Raw genomic sequence first — 26,624 nt, 5'->3', positions numbered from 1 at the left:
ACTCTGGCGCTACACGATCATTACCACACCGCTACGAATTACTCGTTCGCAACAGTGGTGATCGGGGCTTTACCTTTGCTTTTACCACACACCCGCCAGGTGCATCACACGTGCTGTTTGTTCACGGCCACTAGTCACCCCAGCACGACGCAAAGCTCGTCCGGAACAGCATGCCGCATTTTGCGGACACCGTAGACTTCAGTAATTTTCCTTATGGATACGTCGGATCAGCTCTATCAATGTTTCTGTCACAAACTTACGCGAACACTTATCCCCTAAAGCCTTAGACTGACGGTAACCACGAGAGGTAATAAACCCACCAACACGGTGACTATTCAACGTCTGGCAGATGAACTCAACGTCAGAAACGATCACGGTAGTGGTCGATAAACCTGATCACTTCCTTTCGTTGCGGGTCGAGTCTAGATGCGAAAAAAGCCGACGCAGCCTTTGAACTGCTCATTAATATCCCGTAACTTCTGGTTTTCACGACGCAACCGTGCATTTTCGGCGATCACATCAGCCTCATCACGATGAATGATTCTCGCGCCATCCACGCCTTGCTTACTGGACCCATTGGGCGTGCCGTATACCACGACACACCAAGCTTTTAGCGCCACACATTCACACACTACCTGCAACGGGCAGATCTTCAGCCAGAATCCGATCCTCAACAAGACGGACCACACGATCCTTGAACATCCTGATCAAATTTCTCACATCTACTCCAGATTTTCCCATCTACCCAAACAGAACAAAACCTTGGACACTTCACATCCGCCAACAGATACTTTCGATGATGTTTAAGATCTCCCAACCAACCATATCAAGGGCTATTAGCCGTTCCTTTGACGCATTCGATGGAATACTTTCACATCACTAACACCACAAGAAGGCGACTGACACCGACATTATGTTCTCGACGGCACACTGGCGGAATGCTAAGAACCGAAAACTCACCCGCAGTTTTGCAGCGAGAAGCACAAGAAAACCGGCTTCAACCCGCAAATACTCACCGATCAAGCAGGAGAGATTTATTGCACGTCCGCTCCAACCGACTCCCCCTAACTAAAGCAATCCAAACAATCACCATCATCAAAAATCGTCTTCTACTAACTATCCCTGAATAAACTTTTCGGTATATTCCGTGATAGAAATCGGCCGCATTATGATCCTTTTGGGGTTAATTGCCTAGGCAGTAAAATGCCAAGGCTGTGATGTGTGGGATCGTGTAGTGGGTGGCAATTCGTTCCAGCAACTCCGCCCCGGTGGGCGCATTCATCGCACGCAGCTGGGCCCGATCGGTTTTCAACTGCTCATGATGTACACCGGACTGGCCTTGAAGCGCGATGCGCTGTAACCACGAATAGACCACGGTTGTGGGGCTGGGATCGATATAGCCCAATTCTTTGTTGGGGCTAACGACTGCGATGTCGGCACCGCGCCGGTCAAGGCCCGGAATAAGCCGGGTATCGCCGATCCACACGGCTTTGATTAGCCGGTCGTGGACGATCAGCGTGATGGTTTCGGCGTCAAGGACATCCGCCACCAGTCCCGCCACCCCGCACTGAGTGGCGGTGCGACTAAAAAAGTAGTCGGAACCGGGACCGAATGAGATTTTGGCGAGATCCGCGTAACTAGGAGCGCCAGTGACGGTGTCGACGCCGGGTATGGTTGCGACGTCGCCACAAGTAACAGCCCGGCCTTGGGCAGCGCGAATGTTTTTGCCTGATCCGATGCGGCCGTCCGTGCTCGCAGACCCGCCGGAAATGATGACTGTTCGGGTGGATAGCTCGGTGAAACTGGTGTTGATGTCGCCGAGCCGGACGGGACCGTGCCATACTTTGGCAACATCGTTGAGAGTCCCTGGCGGGGTTTTGCCCACTGTATATAGCTTCCCGGTTTTATCGGCCAAGGTCACCACTACGCCGGCAAAGCCAGAGTCGGTGACAACGGGCTCGGCGAAGATTGGGGTGAAGGTTCCGTCGTCGCGCCCTGGGGTTAGTTCGGTGTAGCTGCGCCGTGCCACACCGATGGTGGCCGGGTTGTCGGGTTGGTGGGAAATAAGGTGGGCGATTTGCAGGAGGTTTCCGAATGCCTGGGTGATCGCTTGTCGACGTGGCCCGGTGCGCTGGTTACCGCCACGGATCCTGTTGCGAACCGTAACCACGGCTGTCAGGGCGCGTTCCAAGCGATAAAGCTTATGGGTGCGCGCATGGTGAACAGCGGCAACCAGCTGCGCGTAACTGAGCGGACTAAGCGCGGGCAATCCGTAGGTTATCAATTCCGTTAACACTGGTTGGATAAGATCACTTGCTGTACGCAACGCCGCTTGCTGTTCGGATGTCGATAAAGCCGGGACGGTTTCTTCCTGTGGCTTGCTGTCGGGTGTGGTTGCCGCGATTGGGGTGTCGTCAGCGACTTCGGCGGCAAGCGCCACGGCCCCGCAGTGGGCACATTTAGGTGACAGCAAACAGTCGCAGGCTAATTCGTTTTCACTAAAGGTGACGGTATTTGTACCAATCGTGATCGTTAGGGGCGCATCGCTAATCGTCCACGTTTGGGCATCCTGCGTGAGTGCATCGGCGCGTTTCTTGAGCCGAGTGGGTAGGTCACTGATGATGTCATGGATTAGCTGCGCTGGTAATTGGTAGGTCACGCCAGCACCCCCGTTACCCACCTAGCCAGCTCCAATGGGGTCACTTGGGCGACCCGCATTCCGGCGCTGGCTACCTGTCGAGCCACTGCTTCGTCGTAAGTAGCGACACCGGAATCGTCGAGGGCGGCGCAGCCTAACAGTTTCACCCCGTCGTCGTGAAGCCGCCGAACGGTATCAACTAGTCGATTGATCGAACCGTATTCTTCAAAGTCTGTAATGAGAATGACTGCGGTTCGGGTGGGATTTTCAATAAGCGTTTCGGCATACATCAATCCCTTGGCAATATTGGTTCCGCCGCCGACGGAGATTTCCAATAACAACGACAAGGGGTCTTCGACGTGGTCGCTTAAATCGATAACCTGCGTGTCGAAAGTGACGAAATGTACCTTTAGTGTGCGGATTTGCGTAAGAATCGCTGCGGTCATGGAGGCATAGATGGTGGAAGCTTCCATCGACCCGGAAACATCCACAACGACGATAATGTGCCACGGCGAAAATTTTGTCTGCGTCTGGTAAAACCTCGGATTGACCGGGACGATTGTGCGCCGATTATCGTGTTCCACGACGTTTGTGAGATTCGCCCGAATCGTCGCAGCCAACGCTAGCCTGGCGGATTTCTTCGTCGACGTTTTCACGTTGGTCAATTGCGTTAGTGCGGGGCGGACCGTGGTGGCGAGCTGTTTACTCAACTCCGATACGATGCGAGCGACTATGGGGCGCAGTTTCGCTAACCGCGCTTCTGGTAATGCACCTTTCAAATTCAAAATGGTCTTCAACGAATCCACACTTGGTGTGACCGAATCTGGTTCAAGTGCGGCCGCCACATCACCGCGCCCAGCCTCCAATGCGTCACCGAATATTTCTTGGACTCCTTGGTACCCAAACAGCGACTCGATATCGTCTTTCCATACCCGGGCGGAGATAGTGCCAGGCTTATGCCCAGCAGTTATTCGGCCATCACCGGGTGATGCGTCCCCGTGTGGGCTAAAACCATAGAGTTCATCCAAGGCCGTCGCCATTTTCTGCGCTGTACCGGTTAGTTGATCCGGCTGGGCACCGAGGATTAATCGCCACCGGGTAGCTGGATCGAAGGAAAGATCCATCAACCCTAAGGCGTCAAGAACTTCCCGGGCGCGGGCATCTTCCGTGGCAAACTCTACGGCACGCTGCGGATCAAGTGTCGTATCGATGTGCCCAATGCGTTCGTAGAGCCGATCCAGAAACGCTTCGCGTTCCCCCGCTGATGTGAGATCAAACGTGGATCTGAAACTTGGCAGCATATTTATGAATGCGCTGTCCGCGATGGTTTCAATGTTGTCGATAAACTCGTCAAGCAAATACGAATCCGGCCAGGCTGGCCCCAATGCGGATAGGAATCCCACCAAGTATGGTTTCGACGCCTGGTCGGTCCACGATCCCACTAACGCTTTCGTATCGTCGTTCGGGGCAAGCGCGTAGGCGGCACCTTGCATAAGCGTACTGCCATGCGTTTTCAACCGGCGCAAGGTGTGTTTAAGCAGGCCCGCGTATTCGGTGCCAAACGACATCAAGTGCCCTAATGCCCTGGCATCGTGGGGATCAGTGGAACCGGCGATGCCATTAACGCTGGAAATAATGATCGGCGCTAATTCGTCGGCAAGGCTAACACACCGGTTTTTAGTGTCGTCTGCCAGTAACAGGGCACCAGCGTCCGTGGCAGACACTACCCCTGAGAGAGTCTCGGCAACCGTAATGGCCTGATGCAGGCTGAGGGAATTGAGCCAATTTCGGGTTAGTTCTTGCACAACATGGTTGACCACCTGGTCAATTCCGCAGCCAATGGCAACCCCCAATGTTGTCAGCAACGTGTCCAGTGGCACATCAGGCTCATTCAATGTCACCAATAGAATATGGGCCACGGCTTGCTCCACGGTAACACCGTGCGCTGCGGCAAGATTGGTCGCAGTCTCCGCACCGGGACTCCACGTACAAGTAATCGTGTACCCTTGCGCTTTCAATCCGCGTTGGGTGCCTTCGGTTTTGTCGGTTGTGTACGGAATACCCAAAACCTCAAGCTGTTTGAACAACACGTGTCGTTTCAGCGCGGTGTGGCCGCTGAACGGATCGACCCTAAGCGTTTTTGACGGTTCTTTGATTTCCGACGGCAGTTTCACGGAAGCCAATTGGCGTTTGACCTCGACAACCAGTGCCGGGTGTGGTGCCGCTGGCGCAACCGCGCCCCTTTTATCGCCTACCAACACCTCTTGGAGCGCTTGGGCAACCGCACGGCCCCGACCCAAGATTTCGCCGTGGGCAAATACGGTGGTCACAGCTTCGATTGCTTCACGACGCCCCACGCTCGGCAGCTTCCGCAAGCTGGCCAAGTCTAATGCAACGCGGGCTGCTTCCATGGTTTCCCCGGTTCCAGCCGGGTGTCCGTGTTTCCGAAGTGCGCGGGTGACGGATACCATCACCCCCTGAACAACATCCACCACTTCGGCGCGGGTTTTTCCTAAAACCGCTTGTTGCCACCACGGATCCCGAATCCCAGCCGCGTAGCCGGAGCGGGAATCAAGTTGGGCGAAAGAATACGGAACAACCGAGGCAGTAACCGGTGACCAGTCGGTTTCTAGATCGGGGGTGGTATCGTCAGCGCTGTTATCGAGCAACCCTAAACAGTGATATGATCCAACCACTACCAGTGTGACGCCAGGCAGCTTTTTAAGCGCCTGGCGCATAAATTTTTCCCGCCTTAATGTGTGAGGATCTGGCGGTTGCAGAAACCTAGTTGCAGCGCCCACCGCCAATGCTGCGGTTTGGATATTATGCCACGCCTGCCCCACCACGGCGGTTTCTACCTGTGTATCCCAGCTTTCCTGGCTGATAACCTCAGCTATGTGTTCTTGGTGTTGCTGGACTTCAGTTTCGTCCTCACCGACACATGGATGTTTCGGCGCACCAACTGGCAAATCAATGGCGTGTACTGGAATGTTTCGTTTATGTGCCCACCGTATGATCGCAAGCTCGGGCGAAAAATCCGCAAACGGGTACAAGCACCCCGAGTGCGGGTCCCCCGTCACTGCCGCAGCAATGGCGATCGGCGCCGTGGTTTCGTCATGCGCTAGCCACGTGAGGCAACCGTGGAGGTCAGCAGGCAATTCCACCGCGATTGCTTCGGGGTTCAGTTCTTCGGCGGCCTCCACCACCATGCGGGCGCATGCTGGCGAATGATGCCGGATGCCGAAAATATTCTCGTGGTGCCCAAGCTGCTCCAATGCCGCTTCGAGATCATAAGGTTTAACTGATGTCATCGCGGTGTTCCCAGATAGTAGCCCACGGCGAATTGGGGTTAGCCTTCGCCCGACGCTGCACGGCTTTATCGAAGTAGGCAACGATCCGTTCGCTGTCCTTTTCGTCGTCTTTACGCACCGCGCCGAGGATATGCCCCGGAATCAACCCCAATTGGGTACCGGAATCCGGGAAATACGCCGATGCCAGGCTAATGGAGGTTGAGATGGCAACCGCCTCCGCCGTCGACATGACGGTCGATGGTTGGGCGACGCTCCACCCCTCTGACGTGATGCCCGTTCGTAAGTCTTTAAAAATTGTGACCAACGTTTCCACCACTAAGTCGTCCACGTCGACGATGGCATGGGCATCCGCTATGGCCCGTTGCGTGCGGCTTTTTACCAATGCGATCTCGGCAGCTTTGTCCGCAATCGGGTCGATGTGTTCGAAATTGAAACGGCGTTTCAGTGCCGCCGACATCTCTGACACGCCGCGATCTCGCAGGTTCGCGGTTGCGATAACGCAAAAGCCTTCCCGGGCGGCGACGCTGTAGTCGCCTAATTCGGGAATTGCTATTCGACGCTCGGACAATACCGGCACCAGGCTGTCTTGAATCTCCGGCTGGCACCGAGTAATTTCTTCGATCCGAGCCACTTTTCCGCTGGTCATCGCGGTGAGAACCGGTGACGGCACCAATGCGTTAACGCTTGGTCCCTCAGCAAGCAACAGGCCGTAATTCCAGCCATATCGAAGTTGATCTTCAGTGGTACCTGCGCTGCCCTGCACCGTCAGCGCGGAGGTTCCACTAATCGCCGCCGCCAACAATTCCGACAGCATGGATTTAGCAGTACCCGGTTCGCCAACTAGTAGCAGCCCTCTGGCACCTGCCAGGGTAACCACGCACCGCTCCACCAATGCCTTGTCACCGATGAATTTCGGCGGAATATCCATGCGGGTGTTATCGGCTAACCGCAATCCAGCGGCACCGCAGATAAACGCCACAACAGCTTGTGGGGTGAGCTGCCACCCGGGAGGTTTCGGCCCATCATCCCACCGCCGTAAAAACTCGATTTGTTCTGCGAATTCATCTTCCGGCACCAGCATCTGGATATTGAGATTTTCCATAGCGAATGATTGTAGTTTTCGCCCCTAACATGGCAGGGGTGTTTCTCCCCCTTTTGTGGTTACTCGGCTTCTTGCCGCGTAATCCACTCGCCCCAATCCAAGCTGTCAAGCGGATCACCCGCCTGCAATTGCTCATCAAGCACGGGAAATGTTTTGGTAAAGCTATGTGTTGTGGTGCGGGTTTCAAACCGAACAGTCACGATCCCATGTCCCACCCCTTGAATCCAGCCGTGCCCATATTCGGGGTGGAACACATCCTGGGTGGGAAACCACGCCACCGCGGGTTCCCCTGAACGTTCAGTTTCCTCGGGTAGATCGATGGCGGTTTCGTGGTTGTTGTCGCCCCGCACGCCGGATTCCCAATCCGATTCCACGGTTGTGGTGGGTTTGACGAATTGCAGTTCCGGAAACAGCATTTCTTGGCTGGGCTTTTCCAGATTGGAAAACGACACCCCCACCAGGCGGATCGGCCCTACTTCGTCCGGGTACCGCACTAGAAGATCGACCATGCTGCGCAATTGCGATTCGTCGTCGGTGGCATACAGCACGGATTGTGACCTGGATTCGATATGAAAATCCGCCAATTTCAGCTTGACATTTACAGTGCGGGCCCCACGCCCATCGGACATAAGGCGTCGAAAAGCGGCCGTAAACGCCCGATCAACAGCGGCATCTAACTCGGTGCGGGTTATGAGATCCTTCGGATAGGTATACTCCGCGCCGATCGACTTCGCCTCCGCACGGGGTGTCACCGGGGCGGTGTCATTGCCGCGCGCAATATTCCACAGCGACAAACCAACCGCCTTACCCAGACTGATTTCCACTTCCTTCGGCGGCAGCGCGGCAAAATCCGCGATGGTGCTCACCCCCATTCGCTGCAATTTCACCTCCGCAACCGGCCCGATCCCCCACAACTTCCGCACCGGCAGCGGCCCCAAAATCTCCGATTCTTCCGCGCGCGAAATCACGAACGTACCGTCGGGTTTCGCCATGCCCGAGCCGATCTTCGCCGCTTGTTTGCCCGCCCCAGCACCTATTGACGACGGCAACCCCGTCTCCTCCCTAATCGCCTCACGCAGCTCATTTGCCCACTGACGCACCTCATCCGGCGAAGCCCCCACCAAGGCAGGCGGTTCCATAAACGCCTCGTCGATGCTGATCTGCTCAATCACCCCGGCGCGCGCCGCCACCAACTGAAAAACCCGGCGCGACACCGTCGAGTACAGCTTGTGCCTGGGGCGGACACTAATTCCGCGAAACCCGACCAGGGCACGGGCTTGGTGCATCGGCATCGCCGACCGTGCCCCGAGAGCGCGGGCTTCATAGCTTGCACCGGCGACCACGCCGCGCCCGGAGGTGCCGCCTACCAGCACGGGTCGACCCCGGAGAGTGGGTCTGGTGAGTTGTTCGACGGATGCGAAAAACGCGTCCATGTCGATATGTAACACCCACCGTTGCATAGGTTTAAGGGTAGCAAGAGACAAGCGGCGGATACCTATGGAAACCGGTTACGTACTTGGTGTTATCTGCGGACGATCACCGCAACGACGACTAACGCAATGCCGATCAATTCGATCGTGGTGGGCAGCTGCCCGAGCATAACCGCGCCACAGATGGTCGCGACCAGGGGCATCAGTGCGGTAAGCACCGCATACAATGACGCTGAGGACAACCGCATGGCAACGATGTCCAGCGAACTTGGAATCACAGTTGATAAAACCGCCAGCCCCACCACGAGTCCGATCATCATGGTTGGGTCCATGTTCACGGTGATAGGTAGTTGGAATACCACAAGTGGTGCAGCAAATAGCGCCCCATATAGCAGCCCTACTCCCAGCATTTGCTGGGTTTCTTTCCGGTTTAACAGCACCCGGGACATCTTCAATCCGACTGCAATGTAGATCCCCCACCCGGCTGCGGCCCCTAATGCGAACAGGATGCCTTGGGCGTTGTTCGTCCATTGCGCGCCGGATAACACCACCACGCCCGCCGCTGCCAGCAGCAAAGCTACCCATTGTTGGATTTTTCGGCTGGCAAACGCCCCAACCGTGATGGGGCCGAGGAATTCCACTGCCACCGCTGTCCCAAGTGGGATGGTTTCAATGGCGTTGTAGAAGCACACGTTCATCAACACCATCGATGCGCCATAGGCCATTGCCAGCTTCGCTTTGTCACCAACAAAGTCGCCGAATCGGGGGCGGTAAATGATCGTCATGATAAGGCCCGCGCAAAATACCCGCAGCCACGCCACGTGTGTTGGTGGCAATACCGCGAACAGCCCGACGGCGATGGCAGCACCCACGTAGACGCTGATGCCGCTGCCTAGAGTCAATCCGATTGGGGCTAGTTTTTGGTAAGTGGAATTTTCGGTCACGACGTTTAAGATTAGTAGGTAAATTTCCCAATGCCTAAATCGAAAAAGGCGTGTTATCCTTGGCTCTTGTCGTTAAAACCACCTCAACTACATAGTTAAGCACATGATGAAAAAAGCCTTAACCCGCACCCGGTCTGTTGCTATCGCCGTGGCATTAGCAACCACCTGTGGTCTTTTAGTCACCCCGCACACCGTTGTAGCGCAACCATTCCCGCCCGAAATCAAGGAAGAACCGCTGCCGGATCTTAATCTCGCGGAGCCGAAAAGTAACCCCGGCAAGTATCACGCGGTGCCACAAGGCGGGGCGCAGTACGTGGCTTTCGGCGATTCATATGCCGCCAACCCCAGCACTGAGGAGCAGTACGAGGCGCGCCAGGACGGCGACCCGTGCCGCTGGGGTCCTAATTCTTACCCCATGCATTTGTCTAAAAACTTCACGTCGTTTTTCAACGCCACCTGTTCCGGTGCCGTGATCGAACAAGACTATTTCAAGGCCGCGCCGGTTACCGCGCGCCTTAGCCAATTGGTGGATCGGGCGGAAAGCGTGCACGCCTTGGGCCCGCAGACCCAGGTGGTGACCATTACCATCGGTGGGAATGAAGCATGGTACGCCATCCGCGACTATGGTCATCTTGGCTCGTCGAAGATTATTACGCCTGCGGAGTACAGCCGAAGGATCGGGCCGTCCGTCGCCCGGATTCGCGCCCAAGCCCCCAATGCCCGAATTCTGCTCGTCGGTTATCCCGAATTTGTCGGTTCCGACAACCGCTTGTGCTATATCGATACCACTCGCTACGGCTTCCCACTCAAGATCGTTGTGCATGACCCAACCCAGCGCACCTATATCAATGCATTGAATACCGCGATGCGGATGTCCGCCCCGGACCTTGGCGCGGAATATGTGGACGTGTTCACCCCTTCCCAAGGGCACGGTTCCTGTGTGCCGGATGAACAACGCTGGGTGAAAAATCTGCTCGATGCCCCGGAGCGTGATCCGCATCTTATCCTTCACCTCAACGAGGTCGGCACAAAGGAACAAGCCCGGATTGTCGGCGAATACCTGAAATTGGGCGATCTGCCCCGGCTTTAATCGTCGACAAGCGCCAGATCCGAAACACGATAGGTTCCTACCATGGCTACATCTGAGTATTGCCCCGGGGTCGCGGTCACCGATCCGCAGACCTCGATCCGGCTATGCCGGGAACTTATTTATCGGTTCTTTCCTGGAAATATCCGCAGCTCAAAAGTGTGGATTGATCCGCACCTCTACCCAACCAAGCAGTTTTCCTTCAAGCGTCCGTTTGCCGTAACCGATGCGACACGGGTGACGCCCGCGCAGCTCACCGCCGTGTTTCCGAAGGAAGAGCTTTACGTTCTTCCGCACCACCCGGTCGAGGGCGTTGAAAATACGGTGCTGCAAGCGTCCAGTTCTGTGCTTTTCGACGCCCTCAGCGACCTCGATAATCCCCACACCGCCCCGATTTCCGGCGTAATGGAATGGGCGTACATCTTCGACCAAAATTTCACCCACTGTTTCTGGGTGCACGACAGCACCACACCAATTCAAACACCCACTGGAAACATCCATCAAGCGATCATGCTCATGTATTCCCCCTGCCAGATTCACAGTTCCCATTAGCGGTTTATCCACAATCACCCACGGTTTGCATGAGGTAATCAGCATTTCACCTTCCCAAAACCGCGCTACAGACAGCCATCATTCATCATTTCTTTTTCGTGGACGCTTTCGCTATGAGCATTATCTGCTGCATCAACGACGGTCGCGACGGTCTATATGGTTCAACACCTGGTACTCGATCCGGCCGCAGTTGGTCTTCTATTTTTCCACTATCGGCGCCGCTAACGCCGTGGGTGGTGTCCTGGCTGCCCGGTACGCCGCACAGATTGGTTTTCGTTTTCGGTTTTTCTTGGTGGCACCGGAATCGCTTTAACGCTATTCGTACCAGCACTAAGCCCCTCTATATCGTCGGTTTACTTCCAACCCTATGGCTGGTGGCCGGATTCGCCAGTTTCGCCATCCTAAGCGGAAGGCCGTGGCAAACATAGGAAGATCGCTAATCCTCATTAAAGTGACGTTTCACTAAATCGAAGAAAACCGGCATTGCGGTAGACGGAATTGGCCCGATCTTGTTAGCTGCCGCCGTTTTACATTGAGTCCTTGCGTTTTCGCAGGCTACTTCATAATCTTGTTTCGGAAAATTAGGAGGTAAACTTTTCCCTTCCTTCAAAAGTAGCCCTTCTTTCTCGACCAACTTCCTAATTTCTCTTTTAGTTGACGGGCATGCCTTAGACAAGTGCATAGCAAGCCAAACCTCAAAGCATGGATTAGACACGATGACCGTAATTTCTTTTTCGCGGGCTAGTTGTATGGCTTCTGTGAGATTATCTCCCCACTCATCAACATCAACTATGGCGAAACACTCAACAAATTTACTCTTTCCTTCGCCAACACGCGCGTCTCTTTCTTCGATTGCCTTTTTAACGACACTTAGTGGATCTGGATTCCAATTGCCCTTTGCTCCTTTAGGGATACAGCGAATTGCTATCTTTTTGTCATTAAGTACTCGCCCTAAGTTTTCAAAGTATTGCGGTTCAGTGCAGGTACCTTCAGTAACAACCAGAACATGCTTATGCTCTGGCATATTGGGTCCACGCCCTGCCCTGCGACCAAGGCGTGGACCAGCGTTTCTACGTTGTTTTTTCGCCATAGGTTAGATTGCCTGTTTCTCCCCCGAAACTAGTCCACGAATCGTAGACGGAGAGGGATAAGGAACCGCACCATAATTTCCATCGAGATAGCGCTTTTCATAGTTTGCCTTCAGTTGGTTTGGATACCGGCTTAAACAACGGTATTCGCTGGCACCGCTATAGTTTTTCGATACAAACCAATACGAATCCTCTGTTAGGCCAAGATCGCGACGTTGCTCCAAAATATTGGTGTTGTGCGAACTGAAAAAGAGTTGTGCACCTGCGGTATTGATTGTTGGATCGCTGAAGCATTCCACCACCATCGATACAATCGCGCTGTGTAAGCTACTATCAAGTTCATCAACCACCAAAATTTTTCCGTTGCGTAAAACGTCCAGCAAGACGGGAGCTAGCGATAGCCACAACAAGGTTCCAGTTGATTCTTCCTCCATTTCCAATGTGAACGTTTCGCCGTTTTCTCCCCAATGTACAAAGCGAAGAACGTAAGCGATCCGCTCAATCATTTCGTCTTCAAGGGATTCCAGGTTAGGACGGTCGACTTCCGCATCTTCGCTGTTCAAGGTTCTTCCGATGAATTTGATTAATGACTTCAAATGCTTGAGAGCCTCTTCAGGAAGTTCCTCTTCTTCAATACGGACATCTACAATCCCAGTGTCAGCGGCCTGTAGCATGAGCGCAAGGTCGTGAATGCGGAATTTATTGTTTCGTACCAATTGAATGAATTGTGAAATCCGTCGATCCCGATACATCTCACCGAGTGGCAATAGAACGATGGAATCCAGCAAGACTGAACCGATCTCACCCAAAGTCCCGATATTGTGTTTTATTGCTGCGGAAATAAATAGTTCAGAGTCATTGAACTTTGTCAGGAACTTGGAGTCCTCAGCAGGAAAAACGGATGGGTTGAAATATGTTTCGCCACCTGATCGTTCCCGATCCAGGCACGATGTCCATCGCGCAATCTTGCGGGACAACCATTCGCTGTGAATCCCATCGAAAGAATACGAAAAACCGTAGATATAGCGGGTTTCATTGTGGATGAATTCAAATTCAAAACTACTAGGTTGGTTTCGCCATTCCTCAGACAATTTGAATGGATAATGCGGCTTTGGCCGACCACTCTTGGAAGATTGCCATTCCGTTGCGGAAAGCTTGATCGCAGAAAGCGCAAAGCCTAATGCATCGATTACGTTACTTTTACCCGATGCATTGGCACCAAACAGCGCAACCACCGGCAATGGCGTTTCTTTCTTTGTGGAAGTGAAATGAATAGTCTGATCTTCACTGATGCTACGAAAATTTGAAACAGAAAACCGTAGTAGGTCCATAGCCCAACCATAACACCTAAATGGCAGATTTTTATATTTTTTATCAAAAATTGGGGTTAATAATTCAATTTCTACGGAGCTAAAGCCCATCCCCGCACCCGCTGCCGCAGATATGGAATGATCTCGTCGAAGCCGGTCAGCTCGTCGATAGTTCCAAGCCACGGCTGTGTGGTGGTAGTACCGGGTGTGTCATCGATGACAATCAGGTGTCCAGTTGCGGTTCGACTCAGTGTGAGAATTGCGTTGTCTGTGCCAAGTCCGGTGATGGTGACGTAGTGGTCGGTGGCAGCGATGTCAGCGGTGCCGGTGATTATTCCCGCACCACCGATGGCTGCCTTGCCGTGGATATGGGCGGATCCGGAAATCTGAACCTGGTCGGCTACAGAAGCATTCCCTGTGAGTCTTGCGGAGCCGACAATCTCCGGGGCACCGGTTATCGTGACCTCGCCGAAGATGTGGGGTGAGCCGGAGATTATCGCGGCGTCTTGTAGTTCTGCGTTTCCGGTGATCACGGCTTTTCCTTCCACGGTGACGGAGTCGATTATCCGGGCGTTGCCGGATACGGAAGCTGTACCGAAAATGAGCGCTTCGCCACCAACATATGCTGTCCCGCTGATGCATGCCTGTTCGGACACCGTTGCACGTTCCGATACTATGGCCTGGTCGCGAACAATTGCCTGGTCCGTGATGATCGCCGCCCCAAAGACCAGAGCTTCGCCGTAGACTTTCGCATCCTTGTCCACCCAGGCGCAATCGGCGAGGTTACCTGGATGCTCAATCCAGCCGCCGAGGTCGCCTGCCTGAACTAATGGCGACAGGTCCCGGGTGGCCCTAATCCGTTTGAGAATGCGCGCATCGAATTCCAGCTCGTCGCCGCTAAATTCCCAATGTCTGATTAATGTCGTCATTGTGACTGCTCCCATCTCTGAGCCACGGTGGTTAACCACGGCGTGAGCGTCGAAAAGCGTTCGTCTAGTTGATCGATTGTGATAACCGTTGGTGGTTGATAGGTCGCTGGTTTCGGTGGGTAATGCAGCGGCCGGGGCAGCGTGATCGCCGCACCCGGCGCGATCACGATTCCATGCCCGGACCTTGTGCGAAACATCGTCAGGTGGGTGCCGCTGGCATCGAGTGGGTCGATGGAAATCCAGTGGGAGTCACTGCATACGTCGGCGTCACCGGCGATGATGGCGCGGCCGCGTAGATGGACATCGCCATAGACGCGAGCCATTCCACAGATATGCACCCGGTCGCTTACGGTGGCAAGCCCGCTCACCTGTGCGTTTCCGCAGATTTCTGCATAATCGGATACACACGCGCCGCCAGTGACCACCGCATTTTCCCATACGATCGCATCGACGCCGATATCCGCATTGCCACCTATGTTTGCAGCAGATTCCACCCACCCGGCGCGACTGCCGGGAATCTCCGGCCAGCTATCGGCACCATAGCGCAGGCGATAAAGGGTGTGCCCATAGTGGTCGCGAGTGTCGTTTGTGAGGAGATATCGGAAGGCCGTCATGACACCTGTGGTTCGTTGGTGAGGTAAAAATTGGCGGCCTGGACGGCGGCTTCGGCATCGTCGACGGTGATGACCAATGGCCGGGTGGTGCGGCGGGAGATCTTTATGCCCGGGCCACCGCGTAGCAGGATAGCGTTGGATTCGCCGTTGAAGCGATAACCCCAGCCGCCGTAGTCACCGGGCGAAACGGTTACCAGTTCCACCCCGGTGATCTCCGCCCACGGAATGGTTTTGGCGATTATCCCGCCTAGCGCCCATCGAATCCCGGTGTCGGTGATGGTGACGGTTACTCGGAAAATCAGCAGTGCGATCACCAGTGTGATCACCCCGAGCACCATTGTGAGTATGGAATCAATACAATATCCGAGGATCATCGCGCCGACGGAGGTTGTCATCATAAGCACCGCAACACCCCAGTGCGTTCGTCCGGAGCCGATCCAAATAACCCGCGCGGTGGGCGGAGCATCGAGACTGGGGACGCTGGTTGCGGCGGGGGTTTTCGATGTTATCGCGCTAAAAGCGGACGGATTGACTAGCACCCACCCCAGCAGGAAGAATCCGACTGCGAATACCGCCACAACAAGCAACCACGCCGGTGAAAATCTAGTTTGCGTCGGGTCGGCCAAGTCGCGCTGAATCCACAGGCTATAAAGCGCAATGCCGCCCATGAAACTGTTAGTTGCCAGCGCCAGCCCGCTGTGGGTTTGATAATTTCGCAGCGCGGGTGAAACTGTATACAGGATTAAAGCCATGAACGCAGTCAGAATTACGGTTATCCCTGCCAGCCCGGCGATATAGAATCTTGGGTCGCCGAAATTATCCGGTGTGGTGCCACTAAAGTGAACCGCTATTGTTTCCGGCAGTCGCGGTAATTGTGCGACGGCGACCGCCGTCCAGATTGCGGCACATCCGACGTTCGCGGCCACTATCTTTATTATTTCCCGGTGTGGAACGTGGTTCATTGTAGCCCTCGCTTTCGTAGTTCGTTGATTACCGTTTCCGCCGAAATTGCGTGGTCATTACACTCGGTGGCCAGGGCGTCGATTAGCTTTTCGACGCTCGCCGGCACCGCAGCGTTAGGCGTTTGCGGTGCCAGAACGATCGCGCCCCGGCTGCGGCGTAGCTCTATCACTGCGCCGTCGCGTAAGTGCCGGTATGCCTGCAAGACGGTATTGCGATTCACCCCTAATGCCGCCGCCAGGTCTTTGGCAACGGGCAGGTGGTCGCCAGCTTTCAGTGAGCCTTCCGCGATACGAGCCATGACTTGATCGATGATCTGCTGGTAGATCGGCTTTGTGTTGGCTGGGTCAATGACGAGCAACATACCTTTAGGCTACATGAACTAGCACTACTAGCACAAGTAGCTTTAATAGTATTTTGAAACAAAAAACCGGCGCCGGTTCCCACATTCCTGGGAAACTGGCGACGGTTTGAGCGTTGAAAAGCTATTTTTCAGACTCAACAAAACCCACCTTAACCAGGCAGGCGCGTCTGTCGACCGAGGTAATAATTGATCGTCTGGCTTGCCGTTTCAGCATCATCAATCCCGACAATAACGTCGCCGGGTTCTCCCATCGCGGCGGAAATCTTCAAGCCAGCTCCATCACTGAGAACCAACGCGGTTTGTTCCTCACTCAATCGAACACCCCAACCGCCGTACTCGTCCACCGTCACCGACAACGGTTCTGCGCCTGTCACCTTATCCCACGGCACCGTAATAGAGATCGTATGTAACAACAACCCCACCCGTATGCCGTCAGCATCAATGGTGACCGAAATCTGGAGAAGGTGGAAGATGATCAGCGGCAGCACCACGCCTACGACCATGGCCGAGACGGAGTGGAACAGGCATCCAAGAGGCACGAATACACAACCAATCGCAATCAAAACCGCACTCAGCTTCCGGCCGATGCGGACATTACCCACCCAGATTTGTTCCGGGGAGGGTGCCGTCGCAGTGCCAACCGAAGATCCCGACGCAGTCGTTGTCACAGCAGCCGGGTTCACGATTACCCGACCAAGCAGGAAGAAAATCAGCGCGATAACCAGCGCCACGACGCCCCATAATGGCGAAAACTGGGCGTGGGCAGCCTCCGCCAGACCAACCTGACCTAGTACAATTCCCAGGGTATAAGTTCCAAGGAAACTGGATGTCGCCAGCATCATTCCGCCATGCAGCCGGAAACTGTGCACCGGCGGAGCACCAAGCCGCAGAACCTGGCACAGGAATACAGAAACCACAACGGCTATCAAGGCGTTGCCCCACACAAACACTGCGGGGCTGCCGAAGTTATACGGCTTAGTACCGGTTAGGTTAAAGCCCACCGCCATGGGTGTTGGCAGTTGGCCCAGCTGCATGGTGGCATAGATCGCCCACGCCACAGTAAGCGCGATCGCCGCCCACATCAGTTTGCGCACCTCACGACGCCTGGGGTTGTCCATCAAAAGCCCTCACTTCCGTCAATTATTTATAACCATTGTCAATGTATCGCCATGATCACTGTACTCGCTCGCCGTGGCGCTGACAGGCTTTTCGATACTAAAGACGCATCAATCGCCGGTAGTACCAAACCCCAAAAACCGCCGCCGGCTCCCCCATTCCTGGGAAACCGGCGGCGGTTTGAGCCTCGAAAAGCGGCCTACGCCTTAGACACTGCTGCGGTAACGTTAGCAACCACCTCGTGCGGCAAGCTCTGGTCCGTCACGATGGTGAAATTCACCGCGAGAACCTCACCCGCGATGAGCTCCTTGTGGCGGTTAGCCCACTCCTCCTTATCGGCAGGAACAGCCAGCGTAACCGCGATCCGATCGGAAACCTCAAAGCCACTGGCCTTACGGGCGTCCTGCAAGCCACGGATCACGTCCGCAGCCCAACCTTCGGCCTCTAATTCCTCGGTGACAGTCATGTCCAGCAGCACCAGACCACCCACGCACGGAATCTGAGCGGTCGACTTCGGATCTACCGCAACCAGGCGTTCCGTGAACTCGTCGGAATTGAGCTCAATACCATCGGCGATGACCGTGCCGGAATCAGTGTGCTCATAATTACCAGCCTTGACCGCCTTGATAACCCGCTGCACGTCGCCACCAAGCCGCGGACCGGCGACCTTGGCGTTGACCACAACCTCGAACCGGCCGACGGAATCCACATCATCGGTGAGCACGACCTCCTTAACGTTCACCTCGTCGCGGATGATCGACACGAAATCCGCCAACCGCGCGGACTCGGCCACGGCCACGGTCAGTTTCGGCAACGGCAAGCGGTTACGCAACTTATGGGCCTTACGGATCGACGACGCCGCAGAACACACGCCACAGGTCTCGTCCATAGCGCTCACCAGCGCAGCATCGGCCGGGAAGTCCTCCGGATTTGGGAAATCTGCCAGGTGCACGGAACGCTCACCGGTCAAACCGCGCCAGATCACCTCAGAGATCATCGGCAACAACGGCGCCGTGACCCGGGTGAGCGTCTCCAATACCGTGTAGAGGGTATTAAACGCTTCTGGGTGCTCATCGTCGCCCGCCCAGAACCGATCCCGGGAGCGACGCACATACCAGTTGGTCAGCGCCTCGCAGAACCAACGGACCTCGTCACAGGCCCGGGCGATATCGGTGTTATCCAACGCCTCATTGGTGTTTTTCACCAAATCATGCAGCTTGGCCAAGATATACCGGTCCAACACATCAGTTGAATCCACCGACCACGTTGCAGGCTTCGACGAATACAGCTGCAAGAAGGAATACGCATTCCACATCGGCAGCAACGCCTGGCGCACACCCTCCCGGATGCCCTGCTCAGTGACAATCAGGTTGCCGCCGCGCAGGATCGGCGAGGACATGAGGAACCACCGCATCGCGTCCGAACCATCCCGCTGGAACACCTCGTTCACGTTCGGGTAATTGCCCTTAGACTTACTCATCTTCAGGCCGTCGTCACCCAACACAATGCCGTGTGCCACCACCTTCTTGTAGGAAGGCCGGTCGAACAGCGCCGTCGCTAGCACGTGCATGGTGTAGAACCAGCCGCGGCTCTGGCCGGAATACTCCACGATGAAATCCGCAGGCGAATGGGTATCAAACCACTCTTTGTTCTCAAACGGGTAGTGCTTCTGCGCAAACGGCATCGAACCCGACTCGAACCAGCAGTCCAGAACCTCCGGCACCCGGCGCATCATGGACTTGCCGGTAGGGTCGTCTGGGTTTGGGCGCACCAATTCGTCGATATACGGCCGGTGCAACGACGTCGGACGCACCCCGAAGTCACGCTCAAGCTCGTCGAGGGAACCGTAGACATCCACGCGTGGATAATTCTCGTCGTCGGAAACCCACACCGGGATCGGCGAACCCCAATAGCGATTACGGGAGATATTCCAATCGCGCGCGCCTTCCAACCACTTGCCGAACTGGCCATCCCGGATATGCGCGGGCATCCACTCGATCTCATTGTGGTTCAGCTCCACCATGCGATCGCGGAACTTCGTGACCGCAACAAACCACGACGGAAGCGCCATGTAGATCAGCGGCTCGCCGGAACGCCACGAGTGCGGATAGGAGTGCTCGATGGTTTGGTGCCGAACCACCCGCTGAGCTGCCTTAAGGTCACGGATGATGTTCTTATTAGCGTCGAACACCAATTGGCCTTCATAGTCAGGAACCAAGGAGGTGAACTTACCGTCCATATCGACCGGGATAACAACATCAATGCCCGCCGCCTCACAGGCAAACATATCGTCCTCACCGAAAGCGGGGGCTTGGTGCACGATACCGGTACCGTCCTCGGTGGTCACATAATCCGCGCCGATGATCTGGAAGGCATTAGGGTGATCCCGGAAATAGCCAAAGACCGGCTCATAGGTCAGACCCACCAGCTCCGAACCAGGGTGAGTAGACACCACGGTGTACTCCCCTAGCTCCTTGGCGTACGCAGACACCAAGTTTTCCGCTAGTAAGAACCGCTGCCCCACAAAATCTGCCACGCCATCAGCGCCGACTTCCACCAACGCATACGTCACGGTGGGGTTCACCGCCAACGCCAAGTTCGACGGCAACGTCCACGGCGTGGTGGTCCAGGCGAGTGCCGCCGCGCCCACCAGATCCAGATTCGCGGAACTGCCCGCAACCCGACCGGTGATCGGCAACGTCACGGTAAGGGTTGGGTCCTGGCGCATCTTATAGGAATCATCCAACCGAGTTTCCTGATTAGACAACGGAGTGTGCTCCGCCCAGGAATACGGCAACACCCTAAAGCCCTGGTAGATCAAGCCCTTATCGTAAAGAGTTTTAAAGGCCCACATGACGGATTCCATGAAATCCAGGTCCATGGTTTTATAGCCGTTATCGAAATCCACCCACCGGGCCTGCCGGGTGACGTACTCTTTCCACTCCTCGGTGTATTCCAAAACCGATGTGGCACAGTACTCGTTGAATTTCTCAAGGCCCATGGACTCGATCTCGCCCTTGTCCTTAATGCCTAATTGCTTCTCCGCCTCTAATTCCGCAGGCAACCCGTGGCAGTCCCAGCCGAAGACCCGACCCACCAAATTACCCTTCATGGTGCGGTAACGCGGGATGATGTCTTTGACATAACCAGTTAAAAGGTGCCCGTAGTGCGGCAAGCCATTAGCAAAGGGCGGGCCGTCGTAGAAAACGTATTCTTCGCTATCGGCACGATTGTCCAAGGACGCGTTAAAGGTTTCGTCTTTAGCCCAGTACGCTAAAACTTCTTGTTCCATTTCCGGGAACTTGGACGAGCCGCCCGTCATGTCTACTCGGGGATATACTTTGCCCACGTCAGTCATGAAATTCTTCTCCTAAACCTACGAGTTTTACCTGTTAGTTTTATCGGTTGCGGGGACGCTTGCACGCGGTACCACCCCGCTTGGGTGCGGCCAGGCCACACCCCACTTCATTAGGTTAAGGAGATGACGGTCTTACCCGTCCGGTTCTACTGAGGCATAGGAATGCCCGTTCTTCCGGAAGGCTCCCCGGTGATTGCCGGATCACTGCCAAAAGTTGTGAGGGTTAAAATTTTGCGATACTCCCTACACCGTGATGATTCTTGATAATGGCGACCGCCTGCGGTTGACACAAACCGTGGAATCACTGTGGTGTTAGCGGGTTTATCATGCGTGGTTAAGTATAACCGACCAAGAGTGATGAAACTCAAATCAGGATTGATTCTTGCGTTTGCGCAGGTAATCAATCGTTAGGCACATCAGCCCGGCAACCGCCGAGACTATCGCCGCAAATTGCCAATAACCGCCGGTCACCGCGACGGAGAGAACCAAAAAGCCGATGCCCAAGAATCCCAGGACAAGCGCAGCGACCAGCATGTTTCACTCCGTTCTCAATTCGCGTTCCATCACCCAACAAGCCATTAGGTTTTACTATGTATTTCTAACAAATTTTGTGCTACATCCGCAAAAAGCCTCCCGGGCGGAATGCGCCACCCGGGAGGCCCTTTGTTGCGTCTAACTTAAATCAGCTCGACACCGACATTACTTGTCGCTGCCTGGCAAAGCCGAACCGCGGGACTCGAGTTCCTCCAGCTGGCTTTGCAGCAGGGTCTTGAGCCGGGTGCGGTATTCGCGCTCGAAGGTGCGCAGTTCCGCAATGCGGGTCTCCAGTGCGGTCTGCTGTTGCTTAACGGTAGCCATGATTTCGGTGTGCTTACGCTCAGCGTCAGCCTGGAGAGCATTAGCCTTATCTTCTGCTGCCTTAACCTGAGCCTCAGCACGGGAGTTAGCCTCTGCGATGGTTTGCTCAGATTTCGCCTGCGCATCGGAAACCAAACGGTCTGCCAACGCATTTGCTTCCGCAATCTGCTTGTCCGAACGCAACCGAGCGTCTTCCAGGGTGGCACGTGCAGTCGCTTCGGCGGAGGAAATCTGCTTCTCGGCGGCGGCGCGAGCGTCGTCAAGCATGGAGCGGGATTCGGCCTGTGCCTCGCTGGTCATGCGGTCAGCCATCTCCTGCGCAAGACCAAGCACCTTTGCAGCCTGCATGTGGGTGTCGGGGCTTACTGGGTCGCCAGTTGGCAGCACCGCGGCGGCGGAAACTGCAGCGGAGGAAGAAGCGGACTTCGCAGCCTCTGCTTCAGCCTTGGCCGCACGAGCTTCAGCGTGTGCGCGCTCTGCTTCAGCCTTAGCGTCAGCCAGCTTCGCGTTGTATTCGTTGCGCAGCTGCGATTCGATCTGGGCGCGGATTGCGGACTCGTCGACGCTGGAAGCACCACGGGAAGGTGCGCCACCGGAACGTGCCTGCTCAAGCTCGGCTTTGAGTTCTTCTACTTGCTGACGAAGATCATCGTTCTCGTCTTGAATCTCGGCGAGAGTATCCTCAACCAGGTCCAAGAACTGATCGACCTCATCCTCGTTGTAGCCGCGCTTGCCAATCGGCGGCTTGCTGAAAGCGACGTTATGCACATCGGCTGGAGTCAGCGGCATGGAACTATTCCCTTCGAGATTCATAGGTTATCTTCAATCCGGATCCGTCGAACCGAAGATATAACTTTTATAACGTTCTTGTTAACCATAACGCACATTCAAGTCTAAATGTTAAGTCCAGTTATCAATCTGAACGCCGAAACCCCAGGAAGCACCTGCGCAGATTCCCGCGATTGCAGCGGTAAACAGGTGTTTTAGATAGTCCAAAAAATTCTTATAATTTTTTGGATTTTTCGTCATTCCCCGCCCCAAGTAGCCCACCCCACACTCCCACCTCCCCCAGTAGTGGGTACCAAAAATATAGAATCCATAAACCTTTACTCGACACGCCCGTCGGAAACACCACGGAAGCATAAAGGGATTATCGTTCTTATATTTTTTCTCGTACGTCACTGGCGTCACAGCCGACGATCTGGCCAAAAATAATCGGCCCTTCCCCGATAAAACCGCAGGAAAGAGCCTAAAAATCCCCGATTACTAACCATTACTGCAACCGGATCATGCCGCCTAAAAATGAGAAGAACATTACAACACGACGTTGATTACATATTGCAGGAGAACCAGCCCAAAATACAGAACCAGAACCGACAGGTCCAAGGCAACGTTATTCATTCGTAATGGTGGAATGATCGAACGAAGCGCCTTAACCGGTGGGTCGGTGAGGACGAAAAGAGTCTCGGCAAATCGGGTAAACCAACTTGGTGCCGTGAAATTTCGGGAGAAGGAGACGATCATTTCCACCAAAATCCTGCCGATGAGGATATACATGTAAATCTGGATCGCCCAAAGCAAGGCAAACTTTACTACTTCCACGTTGTTTTCATTAACCTTCCGTAGTGAGAAAACTGGGCTTTTACCGTTATGCATACTTTAATTCAGGTTGCGACCGGGGAGAAACCAAGGCGCCGCTGCAACCACGGCAGTAAAAACTCCACGCCCGCACACCTTGCAAGCACATTGAGAAAAAGTTGCTAGAGGTGAAACGACGTGGAGTGCACATTTGTTTCCAGTTACGAAGAATACAACCTGATTATGGTTTAAGCGGAAGCGTCGAAGTGCAACAAACGTATGCGAGAGGAATTATGGTAACCACACTCGCAGGTACGTTATTGGATGTTCGCAGCTCGACGCAGGTCGTGAAGATCAACGGTTGAGTGCTCTGGAGTGATGGCAAAGATCTTGCCTTCCAGTTTCCGCATCTGTCCCCGCAGTGCGTAGCACAGGCCAGCAGCGAAATCGATGATCCGCTTTGCCTCGTCTGCCTGCATTCCGCTCATATCGAAAATAACGGCATCGCCGTCCCGGAATGGTTCACCGATTTTCACGGCGTCGTTGTAGTTAAAAATCTTGACCGCAACGATCGAGGTGTTATACACAACCTCGCGCTCGTCCCGATAATCGTCGTATGCAGGTTCGTAAGCAACACGCTCAGGTGCGTATGCAACCGCACCATCGTAGCGAGGTGCATCTGCGTAATATGGGTCCTCGTGCTCCATCTCGTATGGGCCGAGACCGAAGAATTGCTTTGTTTTATTGACGATTGACATGGTGGTTTAGTTTCCCTTCCCCTCGTATATCTGACTGGTATCAACTTCGTAACGGTTGGATATTTTTTAAAGTACTGTGCTCTACCGTGTGTTACTGGTTCGGACACGCGGTGTGGCGTGAAAAATTTGCCAAATTTCTCTTATCAAATTTTAAGTAAGAAAAACGACGCCAGCTTGCCGCCCAGTAGTACCTTCCCGACGGTAGGAAAAGAAGGATTCATCCTCGATAGTGCAGCGCGGATCAGCGTCGATAGCGGTCACGCCCAATGCCATTAATTGCCGTACCAACCCGGCGCGGACATCGATTCCCCATGTTTTCTTGGATGTCCGAGTAAGTGAGCCGGGCAGATGCTTTTCGACGTCGCGCGCCATCGGTTCCGGCAGTTCGTAATGTTTGCCGCTGGCGGCCGCACCCAATAGCACATGGATAGTTTCCGGCCGCGCCCCGAGACTCATCATCGTTTCGACGGTGCGGGACACTATCCCGTTTCTGGCGCCCAGACGCCCGGCATGAACCGCCGCCACGACCCCGGCTTCGGTGTCGGACAGCAACACTGGTACGCAATCGGCCACAAGGACGCACAGCGCCAGCTGGTTATCGGTGGTAACCATCGCGTCGGTGGCTGGCACCACCGATCCTCGCATCGTCTTATCAACGATGGTTACGGTATTGGAGTGGATTTGTTCCATCCACAGTAGTTGATCGAATTCTAGGCCGAGTACCGAAGCCAACCGTTCTCGATTGGCACGAACCGCCTGTGGATCGTCGCCGACGTGGTCACCTAGGTTGAACGATTCATATGGTGGCGCGGACACGCCCCCGAACCGATTGGTAAACACTTTGCGGACTGGACGATTTTCGACGGTTCCTGCCATTGACTTCCTAAACTAGCGGTTGGTTTTCGGTACTAGGATCACCTTGCGGTTTACTCGCGTCTCATTCAACGCGAGCACGCGACGGTAGTACTACCGGAGGAAATCCGGTACGTCTAATTCGTCGCCGTTGGAAGCAGGCTGTTCCCGGTGCTCCCGATTGGTAAACAGTCCCCCGCTGCGGTCGTCGCGGTACGAAGGCTGGAATTCTGTGGAGCGGCGATGCCGGGCATCGTAGTCGTCCTCGCGGGAATCCTGGCCAAACAGCGATGAACCTTCGGTCGCAGGGGCCGGGGTGACTGGCTCCACCAGTTGTGGTTTCTGAACCTCTGGTTCTGGCTGCCGTTGAATCGGGGTGTCGGATTTACGGCCCTCGAAACCGGTCGCGATGACGGTGACACGCACTTCGTCGCCAAGATTGTCGTCGAAGATGGTACCGAAGATCAGGTTGACATCGCCGTCAGCCTTTTCTTGGACCATGGTGGCTGCGTCATTGACTTCTTGCAGGCCCAGGTCGGATCCGCCTGCAACAGAGAGCAGCACGCCCTTTGCGCCTTCCATGGTGGATTCTAAAAGTGGGGAATTAATTGCCTGCTGCGCTGCACTCATGACGCGGTTCTCACCGCGCGCCGAGCCGACACCCATGAGCGCCGAGCCTGCATCGGCCATGACGGAGCGAACGTCGGCGAAGTCAACGTTGATCAGACCCGGGATGGTGATCAGGTCGGTGATGCCCTGCACACCGTTGTGCAGCACCTGGTCGGCGGCGCGGAACGCCTCCATCATGGTCAGGTTGGAGGAATCCAACTGGAGGAGTCGATCGTTCGGAATCACGATCAAGGTGTCACAGACCTCACGCAGAGCGTCAATGCCAGCCATTGCCTGCCGGGTACGCTTCTGGCCTTCGAATTTGAATGGTCGGGTAACGACACCAACAGTAAGAGCGCCCATCTTTTTCGCTATAGCGGCCACGACGGGCGCGGCACCGGTTCCGGTTCCGCCGCCCTCACCTGCGGTGACGAACACCATGTCCGCCCCTTTGAGGGTTTCTTCGATTTCACTCTTGTGGTCCTCGGCGGATTGCCGCCCAACCTCGGGATTAGCACCGGCTCCGAGACCGCGGGTTGCTTCCCGACCAATGTCGAGCTTTACGTCTGCATCGGAGAACATGAGCGCCTGCGAATCAGTATTGACCGCAATAAATTCGACGCCCTTTAAGCCCTCCTCAATCATGCGGTTGACGGCGTTGACGCCGCCGCCGCCGACACCAACAACCTTGATAACGGCGAGGTAGTTATCTGGGGAAGTCATAAATGAGACTCGCCTTTCCGTATGGGTATATCCAAAGTTTTGCCTATCGAATCCTATCGTGAACTAAATCCCATTGAGGTAATTTGGGGTTAATTATCTGCACCCAGCCCCGTGAGAAAGCCAACAATATGATTCTGCTTTCGCAGTTACATCTTGTCCGAAAATGTGGCACCGGGTGGGGACATTTTGGGCGGCGTGTCGGTACCCTCAACCCGAGGTTTAGACTTTTTACGTGGGATTATGAGAATTACCTAAGTGGAAATCGAATATGCTACCAGCGGTTTTCGACACCCAGCCCGCCCCGCATTTCGGAAATTACTTTAGGCACTATTCTCGCTTTTCACCCCATGAGCAGCGCGATTAACAAGGTGCACAATTGACGTTTCTAGTCACAGTAGTCTCCGCCCTTCCCATGAACCCCACCATTGGCTTCCGCGCAATTC

Annotated in this window: 22 protein-coding genes; 2 read left to right on the top strand and 20 right to left on the bottom strand. The window is 54.8% G+C overall.

Features of this window, described 5'->3' with window-relative positions; translation table 11 throughout:
• Positions 1-422 precede the first annotated feature (422 nt).
• The 6 genes from Q4D85_RS04250 to Q4D85_RS04225 form a co-directional block, all read right to left on the bottom strand.
• Positions 423-620, bottom strand: coding sequence for a hypothetical protein (locus Q4D85_RS04250; RefSeq protein WP_303198439.1), 198 nt, complete (start codon positions 618-620; stop codon positions 423-425).
• 563 nt (positions 621-1,183) lie between these two features.
• Entirely contained in the window at positions 1,184-2,659 is a 1,476-nt protein-coding gene (locus tag Q4D85_RS04245) for a hypothetical protein (protein ID WP_303198437.1), read from the bottom strand.
• Entirely contained in the window at positions 2,656-5,949 is a 3,294-nt protein-coding gene (locus Q4D85_RS04240) for a DUF5682 family protein (RefSeq protein WP_303198435.1), read from the bottom strand. The genes Q4D85_RS04245 and Q4D85_RS04240 overlap by 4 nt, the downstream gene beginning before the upstream one ends.
• Complete coding sequence (locus Q4D85_RS04235) at positions 5,936-7,051, bottom strand: AAA family ATPase (protein WP_303198434.1); 1,116 nt, start codon at positions 7,049-7,051, stop codon at positions 5,936-5,938. Before Q4D85_RS04235 ends, Q4D85_RS04240 begins: the two co-directional genes overlap by 14 nt.
• 59 nt (positions 7,052-7,110) lie before the next feature.
• A complete protein-coding gene (locus Q4D85_RS04230; protein ID WP_303198433.1) occupies positions 7,111-8,511 on the bottom strand; it encodes a DNA polymerase IV in 1,401 nt (466 codons plus the stop codon).
• A gap of 62 nt (positions 8,512-8,573) precedes the next feature.
• Positions 8,574-9,425: a DMT family transporter gene (locus Q4D85_RS04225; RefSeq protein WP_303198432.1), complete on the bottom strand. Its 852-nt coding sequence runs from the start codon at positions 9,423-9,425 to the stop codon at positions 8,574-8,576.
• A gap of 103 nt (positions 9,426-9,528) precedes the next feature.
• Here Q4D85_RS04225 and Q4D85_RS04220 point away from each other — a divergent pair, with 103 nt between their 5' ends.
• Complete coding sequence (locus Q4D85_RS04220; RefSeq protein WP_303198431.1) at positions 9,529-10,515, top strand: SGNH/GDSL hydrolase family protein; 987 nt, start codon at positions 9,529-9,531, stop codon at positions 10,513-10,515.
• Positions 10,516-10,557: 42 nt separating this feature from the next.
• Complete coding sequence (locus tag Q4D85_RS04215; protein WP_303198430.1) at positions 10,558-11,064, top strand: hypothetical protein; 507 nt, start codon at positions 10,558-10,560, stop codon at positions 11,062-11,064.
• A 436-nt stretch (positions 11,065-11,500) separates the two neighbouring features.
• On the opposite strand, the gene Q4D85_RS04210 is transcribed toward Q4D85_RS04215, so the two are convergent.
• The 14 genes from Q4D85_RS04210 to ftsZ all read right to left on the bottom strand — a co-directional run bounded on the left by Q4D85_RS04210 (position 11,501) and on the right by ftsZ (position 26,181).
• Entirely contained in the window at positions 11,501-12,088 is a 588-nt protein-coding gene (locus Q4D85_RS04210; protein WP_303198429.1) for an RloB family protein, read from the bottom strand.
• Between the two features lie 69 nt (positions 12,089-12,157).
• Positions 12,158-13,573, bottom strand: a complete 1,416-nt coding sequence (locus Q4D85_RS04205; RefSeq protein WP_303198428.1) for an ATP/GTP-binding protein — start codon at positions 13,571-13,573, stop codon at positions 12,158-12,160.
• Positions 13,555-14,391 carry a polymer-forming cytoskeletal protein gene (locus tag Q4D85_RS04200; protein ID WP_303198427.1) on the bottom strand — a complete coding sequence of 279 codons (837 nt, stop codon included), beginning with the start codon at positions 14,389-14,391 and terminating at the stop codon, positions 13,555-13,557. The genes Q4D85_RS04205 and Q4D85_RS04200 overlap by 19 nt, the downstream gene beginning before the upstream one ends.
• Complete coding sequence (locus Q4D85_RS04195; protein ID WP_303198425.1) at positions 14,388-15,005, bottom strand: polymer-forming cytoskeletal protein; 618 nt, start codon at positions 15,003-15,005, stop codon at positions 14,388-14,390. Before Q4D85_RS04195 ends, Q4D85_RS04200 begins: the two co-directional genes overlap by 4 nt.
• A complete protein-coding gene (locus Q4D85_RS04190; protein WP_303198424.1) occupies positions 15,002-15,931 on the bottom strand; it encodes a hypothetical protein in 930 nt (309 codons plus the stop codon). Before Q4D85_RS04190 ends, Q4D85_RS04195 begins: the two co-directional genes overlap by 4 nt.
• Positions 15,932-15,963: 32 nt before the next feature.
• Positions 15,964-16,329, bottom strand: coding sequence for a GntR family transcriptional regulator (locus Q4D85_RS04185; RefSeq protein ID WP_303198423.1), 366 nt, complete (start codon positions 16,327-16,329; stop codon positions 15,964-15,966).
• 149 nt (positions 16,330-16,478) lie between these two features.
• On the bottom strand, positions 16,479-17,447 hold the full coding sequence (locus tag Q4D85_RS04180; RefSeq protein ID WP_303198422.1) for a hypothetical protein: 969 nt from the start codon (positions 17,445-17,447) through the stop codon (positions 16,479-16,481).
• Between the two features lie 197 nt (positions 17,448-17,644).
• Positions 17,645-20,803, bottom strand: coding sequence for an isoleucine--tRNA ligase (gene ileS, locus Q4D85_RS04175; protein WP_303198421.1), 3,159 nt, complete (start codon positions 20,801-20,803; stop codon positions 17,645-17,647).
• A 369-nt stretch (positions 20,804-21,172) separates the two neighbouring features.
• A complete protein-coding gene (locus tag Q4D85_RS04170) occupies positions 21,173-21,337 on the bottom strand; it encodes a hypothetical protein (RefSeq protein ID WP_303198420.1) in 165 nt (54 codons plus the stop codon).
• A gap of 165 nt (positions 21,338-21,502) precedes the next feature.
• The gene (locus Q4D85_RS04165; protein ID WP_303198446.1) at positions 21,503-22,450 is read right to left on the bottom strand and encodes a DivIVA domain-containing protein; all 948 of its coding nucleotides are present in this window, start codon (positions 22,448-22,450) and stop codon (positions 21,503-21,505) included.
• A 525-nt stretch (positions 22,451-22,975) separates the two neighbouring features.
• Positions 22,976-23,263 (bottom strand): YggT family protein, encoded by a 288-nt coding sequence (locus tag Q4D85_RS04160; protein ID WP_303198418.1) that lies wholly within the window; start codon positions 23,261-23,263, stop codon positions 22,976-22,978.
• 293 nt (positions 23,264-23,556) lie between these two features.
• On the bottom strand, positions 23,557-23,997 hold the full coding sequence (locus tag Q4D85_RS04155) for a cell division protein SepF (protein WP_047262496.1): 441 nt from the start codon (positions 23,995-23,997) through the stop codon (positions 23,557-23,559).
• 150 nt (positions 23,998-24,147) lie between these two features.
• The gene (gene pgeF, locus Q4D85_RS04150; RefSeq protein ID WP_303198416.1) at positions 24,148-24,873 is read right to left on the bottom strand and encodes a peptidoglycan editing factor PgeF; all 726 of its coding nucleotides are present in this window, start codon (positions 24,871-24,873) and stop codon (positions 24,148-24,150) included.
• Between the two features lie 90 nt (positions 24,874-24,963).
• A complete protein-coding gene (gene ftsZ / locus Q4D85_RS04145; protein ID WP_303198415.1) occupies positions 24,964-26,181 on the bottom strand; it encodes a cell division protein FtsZ in 1,218 nt (405 codons plus the stop codon).
• Between the last annotated feature and the right edge of the window lie 443 nt (positions 26,182-26,624).

Source organism: Corynebacterium sp., from assembly GCF_030532965.1.
Lineage (GTDB): Bacteria > Actinomycetota > Actinomycetes > Mycobacteriales > Mycobacteriaceae > Corynebacterium.
Note: the sequence above shows the minus strand (reverse complement) of the source record. Positions and strands in the feature narration are given on the sequence as shown.